The 12,948-nt window shown below is 61.0% G+C and carries 7 protein-coding genes; 3 read left to right on the top strand and 4 right to left on the bottom strand.

The window, feature by feature from the left end:
- Nucleotides 1-13: 13 nt before the first annotated feature.
- A complete protein-coding gene (flaA, locus tag AACT07_RS10975) occupies nucleotides 14-925 on the bottom strand; it encodes a flagellin A (protein ID WP_069527710.1) in 912 nt (303 codons plus the stop codon).
- A 373-nt stretch (nucleotides 926-1,298) separates the two neighbouring features.
- Between flaA and AACT07_RS10970 the strand changes: the two genes are divergently transcribed.
- Together AACT07_RS10970 and AACT07_RS10965 are read left to right on the top strand one after the other, a co-directional pair.
- Nucleotides 1,299-1,931, top strand: coding sequence for a trimeric intracellular cation channel family protein (locus tag AACT07_RS10970; RefSeq protein WP_005333975.1), 633 nt, complete (start codon nucleotides 1,299-1,301; stop codon nucleotides 1,929-1,931).
- Nucleotides 1,932-2,031: 100 nt separating this feature from the next.
- Nucleotides 2,032-2,424, top strand: a complete 393-nt coding sequence (locus AACT07_RS10965) for a hypothetical protein (protein ID WP_005333978.1) — start codon at nucleotides 2,032-2,034, stop codon at nucleotides 2,422-2,424.
- Nucleotides 2,425-2,500: 76 nt separating this feature from the next.
- On the opposite strand, the gene thiI is transcribed toward AACT07_RS10965, so the two are convergent.
- Complete coding sequence (gene thiI, locus AACT07_RS10960) at nucleotides 2,501-3,949, bottom strand: tRNA uracil 4-sulfurtransferase ThiI (protein ID WP_069527708.1); 1,449 nt, start codon at nucleotides 3,947-3,949, stop codon at nucleotides 2,501-2,503.
- 177 nt (nucleotides 3,950-4,126) lie between these two features.
- Between thiI and AACT07_RS10955 the strand changes: the two genes are divergently transcribed.
- Nucleotides 4,127-5,092, top strand: coding sequence for a hypothetical protein (locus tag AACT07_RS10955; protein WP_069527707.1), 966 nt, complete (start codon nucleotides 4,127-4,129; stop codon nucleotides 5,090-5,092).
- A 426-nt stretch (nucleotides 5,093-5,518) separates the two neighbouring features.
- Here the strand turns inward: AACT07_RS10955 and pbpC are convergent, their stop codons facing one another.
- On the bottom strand, nucleotides 5,519-7,864 hold the full coding sequence (pbpC, locus tag AACT07_RS10950) for a penicillin-binding protein 1C (RefSeq protein WP_253182255.1): 2,346 nt from the start codon (nucleotides 7,862-7,864) through the stop codon (nucleotides 5,519-5,521).
- A 52-nt stretch (nucleotides 7,865-7,916) separates the two neighbouring features.
- A complete protein-coding gene (locus tag AACT07_RS10945) occupies nucleotides 7,917-12,800 on the bottom strand; it encodes an alpha-2-macroglobulin family protein (protein ID WP_069527703.1) in 4,884 nt (1,627 codons plus the stop codon).
- Nucleotides 12,801-12,948 lie beyond the last annotated feature (148 nt).

Below are 12,948 nucleotides of genomic sequence, written 5' to 3'. Positions count from 1 at the left end.
CTGTTTTCTTTTGTTAGCCTTGCAGCAGTGACAGTGCAGACTGCGGACGCTGATTTGCCTGAGACAGAATGGTCGACGCTGCTTGCTGCAGAATGTTCTGCTTGGTCAGGTTGGCGGTTTCAGTTGCAAAGTCAGCATCACGGATACGTGAGCGGGCAGCACTGACATTTTCAGATACGTTAGCTTGGTTACGAATGGTAGAATCAAAACGGTTCTGAACAGCACCTAGCTCAGCACGTTTACTATCAACAACTTTAATCATGTAATCCAAGTTTGCCATAGCTGTTTGAGCATCTTTGGCTGTAGTAATAGTGCTGATGCTTGTAGTTGTGACATTACCTGTGTTGCTTTTAGTCACAGTGTAAGGCTCGCCTGTTGTAGTTGTCGCGACTGTAGCATTCCCCTTCGTAGCCGAAGCCATCCCTTTGATAGTAAAAGCCGATGTCATTTTAAACGTAATTGTTTGGCCTGCATCTGCCCCCACCTGGAAAGAACCTACGTACCCACCATTGAGCAAGGTTTGACCACCGAACGTGGTATCTTTAGCAACACGGTCAATTTCAGTCATCAGTTGAGTGTACTCTTGCTGCAACGCAGTACGGTCATCAGTGTTATTGGAGCCGTTGGCTGATTGCTGAGCCAGAGTACGCATACGCTGCAGCATGGAGGTGACTTCATCCATCGCACCTTCAGCAGTCTGAGCTACAGAGATACCATCGTTGGCGTTACGGTTACCCTGATCCAACCCGCTGATTTGAGAGGTCAAACGGTTGGAGATTTGCAGACCCGCGGCATCATCTTTGGCACTGTTGATACGCAAGCCAGATGCCAGTCGAGTGTAGGAAGTATCCAGTGATTTGGTCGTATTCATCAGGTTACGCTGAGCGTTGAGTGATGAAACGTTAGTGTTGATATAAAGGCCCATGACTATTCTCCTAAGCTATTAAATTTACTCTTCTATTTGCTCTGGCTTTATTATTTTCTGTGCCCGATGCGTCTTATTTAACGGCTCGTTTTTGGATGTCTTTAGCATTTTTTTCAACGCTTCATCGCATTAACGCCGCTTACCTTATATATCGGCAGGTCGGGGGGATACTTAAGGAAAAAATCGGGCCAAAACCAGTGACAGACTCAACCTTCTGAAGCTCGCCAACGGCAGGGAGCAAACGAGACACTACCGTTCGTGCTGCGAGAAAAAATCCGTCCCGACTCTCAATTTTGTCGAGCACTGTTGGCGATTGGGCTCACCAGCCCCTAAAATCGCGGCCCCATCAACAATTTGGCGTGAGTTGTTCTCCATGCAGACACTGGTTGAGCAGATTGTTTACATCAGCGACATGTTTGGTACTGCGGTATTCGCGTTTTCAGGGGTATTGGTGGCTGGCCGACTCAGAATGGACGGGTTTGGCGTCATGGTTTTGGCGGCGGTCACTGCCATCGGCGGCGGCACCATCCGTGACATGATCCTGGGAGCCACCCCCGTGTTCTGGGTACGCGATCCCCTCTATATCTGGGTCGTCATTGCGACGGCGCTGATCGGTATGTGGATGGTCAAGCTGCCCCGCAGGATGCCCTGGTATGTACTGCCGGTGGCGGATGCCTTCGGGCTGGCCCTCTTTACCGTGATCGGTGCCCAGAAGGCCCTCAACTTCGGCACCCCGGGGCTGATTGCCGTGATCATGGGCACCATGACCGGGGTAGCTGGTGGCATGATCCGCGATGTACTGGCGCGGGAGGTCCCCATGGTGCTGCAAAAAGAGATCTATGCCACCGCCTGTATCCTTGGCGGCATTCTCTATACCCTGGCGCTGGAGGCAAACATGGACAGGGTAACGGCCATGCTCATCTGCATGACGGCCGTGTTTGGCCTGCGGGTCGCGGCTATCTACTGGCATCTGTCGCTGCCCACCTTCTCGCTGCAACGCAATTGAGAGCAGGCCCACAGCGTCATCATGTCGCTGTGTGCCACGCGTTGAACCAAATAGGCTTTTCTGTTGTCATAGAAGCAGTCGTTGTTAGCCGGAACTTCTCATGCGCAAAATCGGTATGCTTACCACCCTCCTCCTGGCGAACGTGACGGCAGCCCACGCCGAAGCACAAGTGGTATTTGGACGACTGGCCTCGGCGCCGGTGCAGCAGTTCAACCAACAGATACGCCAGGCAAGCCATCAACAGCAAAACTGGGTCAATGACTACCGTGAGGTAGCTCTGCGATTCGTCGGTCATGGTGACACGCCCAGCCGCATCCATGCCCAGCAGCTGGACAATGATCTGGTGCTTTCGGTCGCCCTCGACGGTAGCAAGAGCGACATGATCTACATCCTGACCCTCTATCGCAGCAACAACCTGTGGCAGATGCGGGAGGCGGAAATGGGCTGGCGTTGTCAGGGGCAAGACTCCTTCACTCCGGTTCCCTGTCCCTGATAGTCATGGCTCACTCTGTGAAATAAAAAAATCCGGCACATTGGCCGGATTTTTTTATTGAAGGTAAAAAACACGCTTATGGGCGGTACACCTTGACGTTGTCAAAGCCCTTCTCTTTCAGATAGAGCGCCTGCAGCTTGCTCATCACACCGCGATCGCAGTAGAGCAGGTAGGTCTTCTCCTTGGGCAGATCGCCAAAGGCGGTGGCCAGCTTGAAGAAGGGGATATGCAGTACTTCACGCCCTTCCACCACCAGCGGCTTCTCGTCGTGTTCATCGGCAGAGCGGATATCCAGGATCACCTCGTCAGCGCCCAGTACCTGAGTCGTTTCCACCTCTTGCACTTCAGCGGCAGTCTCTTCACCGATACGGCGGATATCGAGGTAACGGGCCTCGGCCACCACCTTGTCCAGAATGGAGAAGTCAAAATTGGCCTCTTCCTCTTCAATGCGGGAGAGCTCGGCCTTCACGGTCGGCTTTTTGGAGATGACCCCACAATACTCCGGCATGGTCTCGGCAAACTCCAAAGTGCCGATGCGGCGGGCTTCACTGATGATATCCGGCTTGTCCCAAGTGATAAGCGGGCGCAGGATCACCTTGTCGGTCACCCGGTCGATCACGTTCAGGTTGGTGAGAGTCTGGCTGGAGACCTGACCCACACACTCACCGGTCACCAGCGCCGGGATCTGGAATTCATCGGCCACCTTGGCGGCAGCACGCATCATCATCCGCTTGAGCACCACGCCCATCTGACCGTTGTCGATCTTCTCGAGGATCTCGGCGACCACCGGCTCGAAGTCCACAGCAGTGAAACGTACCCGGTGGGATGAACCGAAGCGGTTCCACAGGTGATAAGCCACCTGCTTGACGCCGATCTCGTGGGCCGCACCGCCCAGATTGAAGAAGCAGTAGTGCACCCGGCAGCCGCGCTTGATGAACTGGAACGAAGCCACACCGGAGTCAAAACCGCCGGAGAGCAGACTCAGCACATCTTCCTGGGTCGCGATAGGCATACCGCTCAGACCCTGATGAATAGCACTGACGATGAAGAGCTCCTCGCCGTCGATCTCGAGGTTGATCTTCACATCCGGGTTCTTGAGGCGCACACCATTGCTTTCGCAGTGCTGGTTCAGACCGCCCCCCACATAGCGCTCAACCTCGAGGGAGGAGAACTCATGCTTGCCGTGGCGCTTGGCGCGCACGCAGAAGGTTTTGCCCTTGAGCTGGTCGCCCCAAACGGCTTTCACCTGCTCGAAGATGTCGTGCAGATCGGTAAACTTGCTGGCTTGTACCTCGAGGAAGGCCTGAATGCCGGGAATGCAGGCCAGGGCTTCGATTGCCTGCTCGCGGAACTGGTCATTGCGGGAGCTCACAATCAGCTTGTCCCAATCCATCCGTACGCGGGCATCGTCGTCGAAGCGGCGCAGGACATTGCGGATATTGCCCTGCAGGATCTTGATAAAGCGCTGGCGAACCGACTTGCTCTTGATGGTGATTTCCGGGAACAGCTTGATAATGAACTTCATGGTAATGACTCGGGTGACCTTGATTTAAGGGCGCGAATTATATCAGAACTTTGTGGCCAGCGCCTACTGGATGAGCGTTTGCTCACATTACCCCACGCAGTGTTTGCCGTGCAGCGCCAATCTTGCGTATATTCCCGACCCTGCGCCTCGCCAGATTTTTGACAACAGACTGATCCGATGAAGACCTATATCTACTACCCCGGCATGGAGGTACGCGACGAGCTCTGGCTCAAATTTGCCCTGCTCTATCTGGAGCGGCTCGCCTTTGTCTTCACCGTCAGCGAAAAGAGCGGCCTCACCGCCCTGCTCGATACCCTTCAACAGCAGACCGATCTGCTGGCCGAGCGGCCCGATGCCGCCTTCTTTGCCGCCATTACCCCGCAACTGGAGAGCCAGATAAGCGGCCTGGTGGCCCCCGATTTCGTCCGCCACAAGGTGTTTGGCAACAAGGAGCTGATTGGTCGCTGGCGTCAGGAGGCCAACCACGACTGCTTTTGCCCGGATCAGGCGGGACTGGAGCGACTGCACGGCTTTTGCCTGACTCACGGCTTTGCGACCCGGGATGAGGGTGGGATCAGAATGGCGCGGCGCTTTGCCAACCTGATCTCCATGCGCCTTGCCCGTGAGTGGGCACTCGCCAATGACGGGGCGCTTATTACCGATCACGACTATCTCGACCGCCTGCTCCATCTGCTCGAATCCCGCTACCACAATCGCGGTGGTCAGGATTGCTTCCTCCTCGAGATCCCGTTGCAAGTGCCCACTCACCTGGCCGACATTCCGTTTGCAGAGCTGATTGCCCTGCGCGGGCGCAGCGGCTTTCGCCAGCAGTTGGCCGAATTTCATCTGGCCCTCGACAACCTGCTCACCATGCTGGGTAGCGGCTATGCCGACCCGGCGGCCCTGACCCGCTTTGAGCAGGCTCAGCAAGGGCTCAATCAACTGCTCGGGCCCGAGACCCTCAGCATGCCACTCACCACCCTGGTCAGCACCAGCCTGCCCGCCGTAGCCATGCTCCACCAGTTAAAAGCGAGCCATCCCGAAAGCAACCTCATCTTCCATCCCATCAAGAAGAGCCACTTTCACCAGCGCAAAAGCCAGCACTTCTTCACCCGGCTCGGTCATCTGCGCCAACAGGGCTGAATTGGCGGAATGAAAAAGGGGTTGGCATCTGCCAACCCCTCTCCTTTTCTGCGGCCTACCAATCATCACCACGATGATTGGCCCGCTCTTGCGCCTTCCTGCGCGCCTCCATCGCCCTGTCACGGCGGATATTGGCAGGGGTACAGGCAAACTGTTTCTGATAGCAACGCGCAAAACTCTCGGAAGCTGGTTCGAAAGGTGAATAGAACCCGGTACGTTCAGGAGAAACATGGTGATCACCATGATTGGTTGTGGCACAACCCGAACTCATCAGCACCAGCAAGGGACACAGAACACGCAGCAAAAGAGAACTCCCGATTGGATTTGAATGAACTCGTAATTATTCACAAATTAATTCATCCAATCAAATATTGATGCATTTCAAATAGTTAATTACATTCACCTCAATGGCTGTCGGCAAAACGATCAACGGGTGATGGTGCCGGCATCACTGTCAGGATGCACCACGCGAAACTCGATACGATCGCTGTTGCCCGCTTCATCCACCACCACCAGCTGATAACGACCCGCCACACTCAGCACCTGATCCCCGTCCCAGCGCAGTCGCTGGCCGTTGAGAAACCAAGCCGACTTGCCGACACCGCCCAGCACCTTGGGCTGCAACCGATAGCGCTGGCTGCGGATAAGGTTGCCCTCCCCCAGCGCCACGATGCGAATGGGGGCCTGCAGCTCGGCGCTCTGCCCCTCCCCTGCACAACTGCTGGCGAGCAGCGACTGACGTCGCTCGCCGGGGGACCGCCACGGCTCCAGCGACAATGGCCAGAGCGCCCGAAAACCGGATTGCGCCGCATCCTGGCAGCGGGCCAAGGTCGGCTTGCCTTCGGCAGTGAGTGCCACCTGTCGCAGCGGCGAGGGCCAATCCATGGGATCCGGCAAGGTGGGTGGATCGCGATCTTCCAGCAACCAGGCGCTCTGTCGCTGCAAACAGGTTTCAGGCAGGGTTGCGCTCGCCTTGCGCCCCAGCGGCCAGCACACTTCGGCTTCGCTCACCGTGTTGGGTTGTGCCGGCAGGGGGCTGTTGTCGGCCAGCCGCGAGTAGACCGAGAGCAGCAGCGGCACCGCCGCGCTCTGGCCGTAAAAACCGGGCATGGGGGTCCCGTCGGGGCGCCCAAGCCAGACGCCGATGGTCCAGCGACCGGAGACCCCCATCGCCCAGCTGTCGCGATAGCCGTAGCTGGTACCGGTCTTCCAGGCCAGCCTGTTGACCCGGCCGGTCGCCTCGCTGGCAAAGGGCTGATCAGCCCGTCCCTGCGCGCTCAGGATCTGCCAGATGATCCAGGCCGATCCCGGGCTCAGCAAGGGGCGTGACACCGCCTGCTGCCCCGCCAGCCAGACCGGCATCGCCACCTGCCCCTGCCGGGTCAGCGCACTGTAGAGCGCCACCAGCTGCTCAAGCCGAATGCCCGCTGCCCCCAGCGCGATGGCAGGATTGGGTTTGTCGGAGAGCGCCAGCCGCACTCCGGCATTGTCGAGACGGCTGACCAGCTTGTCGGGCCCGAGCGCCTCCAGCACCTGCACCGCTGGCACGTTGAGGGATTGCTGCAGCGCCTGAGCGAGGGTCACCGGCCCCTGAAAGGCGCCGGAAAAGTTGGCGGGGCGATATTCCGAGCCCAGCCTTGGCGCATCGGAGAGCAGAGAGGCCGAGTGCACCAACCCTTCATCCATGGCCAGACCGTAGATAAAGGGCTTGAGGGTGGAGCCGGGAGAGCGGATTGCCTGCACCATGTCGAGATAACCGTGGCGGCGCAAATTGCCATACTCGGCGCTACCCACATAGGCGCGCACCGCCATGGTTTTGTTGTCTACCAGGAGCAACGCCGCTGAGGTCTGCTCGGGGAAGCGGCGAATGTAGCTCGCCACCCGTCCCTCCAGCCAGCGCTGTAGATCCCCGTCGATGGTGGTGTGCACCAGCGCCCCGGCCTGATGGTCGGCGGCGAGACGGGCAAAGAGCGGCGCCTCCATCGGCGTGAAGTGACCGCGGGCCAGCACCGGCTCGATACGCCCCTCCAGCCACACCTGTTCGGGCCAGACGCCTTGCGCTACCAGCCGCTGCATCACCTTGTCACGGGCGGTGCGGGCCCGCTCGGGATGGCGGTCCGGCCGGTTGCGGCTGGGAGCCTGTGGCAACACCGCCAACAACGCCGCCTCGGCGTAGGTCAGCTTGGCCGCACTCTTGCCGAGATAGGCAAAACTTGCCGCCTGCACCCCCTCCAGATTGCCGCCAAACGGCGCCCAGTTGAGGTAGACGGTGAGCAGGGTGCGCTTGTCGTAGTGCCACTCCAGTTGCAGCGCGCGGGCCATCTGGCGCAGCTTGCCGGGCACGCTCCGGTGGTAGGGCTCGATAAGACGCGCCACCTGCATGGTAAGGGTCGAGCCGCCCGATACAGCCCGCCCATAGCGCAGCCACTGCCAGACCCCGCGCACCATGGCCACCGGATTGACCCCGGGATGACGCCAGAAGTAGCGATCCTCGTAGCCCAGCAGCGCCTCGATATAGCGGGGGGAGATCTGCTCCAGGGTCACGGGGTAACGCCACACGCCGCTGGTATCGGCAAAGGCACGCAGCGGTCGTCCCTTCATGTCGAGCACCACCCGTGCGTAGGCAGGGTCGAGCGGTGGCGGCGGGAAGAGTCTATCCAGCGCCAGCAATGACAGGAGCAGTGCTACAACTCCCAGCACCGAGAAGAGCAGCCAGCGTGGCAGGCGACCAAGCCAGCGCCAGCAAGCGTGGCCAGTGCGAACTAATTTCAGCCAGCCACGCTGCCAGAAAGTGAGCGGGCGAACCCGCTCAAGGGAGGGAATGTTACTCAGAGATGATCACCTCATGGATATCCTCACCCACGGCACGCAGTTCGGGGCGGTACATATCCTCCACCTGGGTCGGCGGCACCTGATAGCGACCCGGCGTCACCGCCCGCATCAGGTAGACCAGTTGCTGGTTGCTCCCCTCGCTCAGATCCAGCGCTGCCGTGTAGCGGTCATCGCGAAACTCCTGATGCTTGAGATAATCGTTCCACTCGCTCTGCCACGCCGGTTTCCCCTCGATGGAGAGCTCTTCCAGCTTGATGCTGTTGCCAAGGGCCGGGTTCTCCAGCTCGAAGCCGGCGGGCACCATCTCCACCAGCAGGGCATCGGGCACCGCCGATTCACTGCTGACATTGAGCCGCACCACCACCAGATCGCCCACCTTCACCTTGGCGGGATCGAACGGTTGACCATCGCTGTTGAACCAGCTGCGGGTCACGCTCATCCCCTTGCTGATCCGTGCCGGTGCCTGTTCGGGGTAACCGACCAGAGTGCGCTGCACATAGAGCGAGCCCTTGCCCTCGTTAGTGACGGCGCTCGCCGCCAGCGCCTCGGGGGTGCCCTGCTGTAGCGGAGCCGAACCGATCAGGGATCCACTGCCAAGAGAGGAAGTTACCTTGGCCTGCCAGTCGACGGCCGGATCGAAGCGGGCGAGTCGCAACAGGGCGAGCCGCTCCTGAGTGCTGAGCCACTGACGGTGAGCCAGGGTGTCGGCCACCTTGGCGCTGAGATCAGGCCAGCGCTCCGCAGCCAGCTTGTGCTGGCGTAGCAAGGAGAGCTCGAGGGCTCCATCGCGTAACTGCGAACCGTAATCCCCGAGATAGTCGTCACCACGCTCGGTCACCAATGCCCGGCTGAGGGCCTTGGCGGCATTCTGCTCATCCCCCATGGTCGAGAGCGCCAGCGAGAGGTGCAAGAGCGGCAAACCGGAGCGAGCGTGATCAGCCTGCTGCTCCCAGATAAGGCGCAGGGTAGCGAGCGGCGCCTTGCCCACCCGGGCCAACACATAGGCACTGTAAGCCTGATAGGCAAGTCGGCTGTGCTCGGGGGCACTGCTCCAGCGCTCGCCATACTGGCTGTCGGTGAGATAGCTTTGCAGCCGGTTCAGCGCCTGATTGAGCATTGCCTCCGGCACTGCGTCGCCCGCCTCCTTGCGCGCCAGCAGGTAGTCGGCGGCATAAGCGGTGAGCCACTGCTCCTCGTCGGAGCGACCATCCCACAGGCCAAAGCCACCGCTTGGCAGTTGCAACCGCTGCAGCCGTTGCAGCAGGGCGCGCTGCACATCCGCCTCACTCGCCGCTTTCTTGCCCTCTGCGGGTTTGCTCCAGGCGGCCCGCTCATCGGCCGTGGTCAGCAAGTAAGGCCAGGCCCGCGACAAGGTCTGCTCCAGACAGGCGTAGGGGTAGTCGGCCAGCGCCTGCCACTGGGCTGCCGGATCCCAGGGGGGAGTGCCGGAGAGGCTGAGCAGCCCCTGGAGGTTGGCGCGATCCAGCCCGACCAGCTCAGCTGGCGCAAAGCTCATCTGCTGGCCGGGGGCCAGCATCTGGTAGCGCTGGCGAGTCTCGGCCGGCCAGGGGGAGCGCAGCGGCAAAGTCCAGTCGCGGCTGATGGCAAAATCCTTGCCGCTGGCCGCCAACTGCAGGCTCGCCACGCCGCTCGCCCCGGTCACGGTGAGCGGCAGGGTCAACCACTGCTCCTCGCCGTTTTTAAGGATAAGAGTGCCGGGCAGCTCACCGTTTGCTTTCAGCCCACCGTTGAGGGTCCAGGCAAGGGAGAGGGTCTGATCCTCGCCACTCATGTTGCGCAGTTGCACCAGCGCCCGGGTCTCATCGCCTCTGGCGCCAAAGCGCGGCCAGCCAATCTCGGCCACCAAGGGCGCCACCACCTTGACGGCGCGCTCGGCCTCGCCGACTTGCTGTTCGTTCCAGGCCAGCGCCATCAGCGCCAGCTCGCCGTTGAAGTTGGGCAGATCGAGCGGGATCACCGCTTTACCCTGCTGGTCAAAATTCACCTCGCCGCTCCACAGCGCGGCTACTTCGACCCGGCTCTCCAGCGCGCCACCCTTTTTCAGCGGCGCCCGATCGCCGCCGTAGTTGAGGCGGGCCAGCTTGCCATCCTGCGGCGGGATCACTTGCCCGTAGTTGTCGAACAAATCTTGGGAGAAGCGCTTGCGACCAAAGAAGATCTCGAACGGGTCGAGGGGCTGGTAGTCGCTGATATTGAGCACGCCTCGATCCACCGCTGCCAGCACCACACGGCCTTGGCTATTGGGGGTGGAGGTGGCGGTCACCTCCAGTCGGGTGAGCGGCACCGCTTTATCAGGCGCGCTCAGGGTGAGCGGCAGACGGCGCGCTTCCCGATCGAGGGTGAGCGGCACCAGTCCGACCGAGCGCAAGCTCTGCCCCTGCTGCTTGCTGACCGGTTTGGAGGCGCTGTCTAGCGCGGCGATCTGGGCCGAGATATGCAAGTCATGGCGCTGCCACTCAGGACTGACCGGGATCTCGAACTCGCCGCGGGCATCCTTGGCATCGCCAGCGGCCCCCTTGAGCTCGATGCGCTGCCACCAGCGCAGACCGTCGCCATCTTCCACCATAAGCAACCCCTTGCCGGGGCGCGGGGCTACCAGCGTCACTTTGGCCTTGTCGCCCGCCTGATAAGCGCGCTTGTCGAGGGTGATGGCAATCTTGTCGGGCCGTGCCTGCTCGCCACCGCCGCCCCAGGCGTAACTGCCGATCTCAACCCGCAGGCTGGATTGATGGCCCTGACTGTTCTCCACCTCCAATCGATACCAGCCCGCGGCGAGTTGCAAGCTTAGGGGGGTCGGCCCCTTGCCATCCAGCTGCAGGGTCTGCTCCTGCTCCAGATAAGGCTGGCTGTTGAACTCGTACTTCCACCCCTCGCCATCGGCGTAGTGCCAGTAGTAGTCGCGGTACTCGTTGATAAGGCGCACCTTCACCGCCCCCGCCACCGGTTGACCTTGCTCATCGAGGTTGAGGATCTGGAAGGGGAGCGGCTTGCCCCCTTCCACCCGATCCGCCACGAAATCGGCCTTGAGTGCCGGCCACTGGCTGCCCGCAGGCCAGCCATACTGGGTGCGGCTGCGATTGACGGCGCGGCCACCGGGCTCGGAGAGCGACACCCGATAGGCCACCTCCAGCGGCCCGAGGGCTCGCACCCCATCGAGCTCATCAGCAAGCGAAAAAGTCCCCTGCCCCTGCTCATTGAGGGTGAGACTGCGCGCCTCGAGATCCTTGGCCTGCTCGGCGAGCAGCACGTCACCCAGCGTGAACTCCTGCCACTGGGTAAAGGGCATGGTGGCGCGGCTGATCTTCACCTCTGCCTTGGCCTTGGTGGCGCTCGCCGGCGCGCCATAGAGATAATCCCCTTGCAGCGGCAGCGTCAGGGCTGCGTCCAGACTCGTCACTTCCCCATCCGGCCCCTTGCCAAGCTGCAGTTTCAGCCGTTCCGGCAAAAACTCCTCCACCAAAAAGGGCCACTCGAAACGACTGCCAGCGGCGGTCTTGAGGTTAATGGTCCAGCGCCCGAGCGGCGCATCGTCCGGCAGGCGCAGACCGTAGTGGGCCGCGCCCAAATTGTCCGGCAGCAGCCGTTTCTGCTCGAGCAGCTGGCCGTCCGGCTGTTTCACCTCCAGCTCCACCACCATGCCCGGCAACAGCTGGCCATCCTGTCCCTTGAGCAGGATCTCGCTGTCGAGCCGCTCGCCGGGGCGATAGAGGTCGCGCCCGCTAAAGAGATACAACTGCTGGGCCTGCCAGGGCTGGGTGCCGAGATCGAAGGTGGAGAGATCGAGCGCAGCCCCATCGAGGCGCAGCACCGCCAGATGGTTGCCCTGTTCGGCCAGCAGCAAGCGAGCCCCCTGCACCTGATCAAAGCGGCGATGGCCCTGCGGATCAGTGGTTTGCACCTGCAGCCGGTTGCCTTTCTCGTCGAGCAGGGAGAGCTGCACATCCTTGAGCGGGTCGGCGCTGGCCAGGGAGCTCACGAACACCTCCAGTTGATCGCGGTAACGGCGGGCACTGACCCCCATGTCGCTCACCGCGAAATAGGTGGTCTCCTTGCGCCAGTCGTAGTTGCCAAGGGGCGACATCACCGCAAAGTAGACGCCAGCCTCCGCCAGCTGCGGCTCCTTCACGTTAATAAGGCGGGTCTCGCGCCGGTTGGCATCGAGCTCCAGCGCGTAACGTCCGCTGAACACCCGCTTGGCGCGCAGGGTGATCTGTTCAAGCTCCCAGTTCCCCATGCCGGCACCGGGGCGATACTCCGCCAGAAAACGGGGCAGATACTCGGCATCGACCCGAAAGAAGTCGATATTGACCTCGTCCACGTTGACCGCGCTGATGGGCAGACGTAGCTCGTCGCGCAGCGGCAATACCATGCCGCTGGCAGTAAACGAAGCCCCCGCCTCCAGCGGCCGGGTCTTGAGGGTCCAGCTCTGGGGGGATGGGCCCAACCCCGCCTTGAGGCTCACTTCATAGCTTTTATCGGGCTGAACGTTCGGGAAATAGAGGGTGCGACCATCGTCGGCGAGGATCCACTCCCCCTGCACCTGCTTGCCCCCCTCACTGACCCCGAGCCAGCTCTGCCAGTTTGCCTTCGGCGCCAGGGGGCCGGAGAAGACCAGCGCCAGCGCCGGGGCATCCCGATATTGGCGGGCATTGGCCTGCACTACAGAAGTTGGCGCCCCGGCCTCCTGCTGGGCTGTGGATTCTGTGGTCGATATTTGGCTGGTGGGCTTGGCAGGGCCGCAGCCAGACAGCAAACCGACCACCCCGCAAAGCAGCAGGGTTGACCAGCGGCGGCGCAGAGCGCCGGTTTCAGCGGTAGAGCGGTGAGAAGCAGAGGGAGAGTCGAAGAGGCGCATAGGTTCCATCCCGAGTTGGAGCGCTGCAAACGCAGCGTGGCTGGAAACAGGATAAGGCATCCTGCTCACCCGACACAAAGCTCATTACCCGAATGGGCACAATTCCGCCCCCCTGCAGCACGAGAACCCCCTTGCCCACTGATCCAGT

It is taken from the genome of Aeromonas sp. ANP5 (assembly GCF_963870295.1).
In the GTDB taxonomy this organism is placed as follows: domain Bacteria; phylum Pseudomonadota; class Gammaproteobacteria; order Enterobacterales; family Aeromonadaceae; genus Aeromonas; species Aeromonas veronii.
The sequence above is the reverse complement of the archived record's forward strand: the minus strand, read 5'-3'. Positions and strand labels throughout refer to the sequence as shown.

What these genes read in the sequence shown, in the direction of transcription:
- flaA (WP_069527710.1), bottom strand. Translation starts at nt 925, where the DNA reads ATGGGCCTTTATATCAACACTAACGTTTCATCACTCAACGCTCAGCGT.
- AACT07_RS10970 (WP_005333975.1), top strand. Translation starts at nt 1,299, where the DNA reads ATGCAGACACTGGTTGAGCAGATTGTTTACATCAGCGACATGTTTGGT.
- AACT07_RS10965 (WP_005333978.1), top strand. Translation starts at nt 2,032, where the DNA reads ATGCGCAAAATCGGTATGCTTACCACCCTCCTCCTGGCGAACGTGACG.
- thiI (WP_069527708.1), bottom strand. Translation starts at nt 3,949, where the DNA reads ATGAAGTTCATTATCAAGCTGTTCCCGGAAATCACCATCAAGAGCAAG.
- AACT07_RS10955 (WP_069527707.1), top strand. Translation starts at nt 4,127, where the DNA reads ATGAAGACCTATATCTACTACCCCGGCATGGAGGTACGCGACGAGCTC.
- AACT07_RS10945 (WP_069527703.1), bottom strand. Translation starts at nt 12,800, where the DNA reads ATGCGCCTCTTCGACTCTCCCTCTGCTTCTCACCGCTCTACCGCTGAA.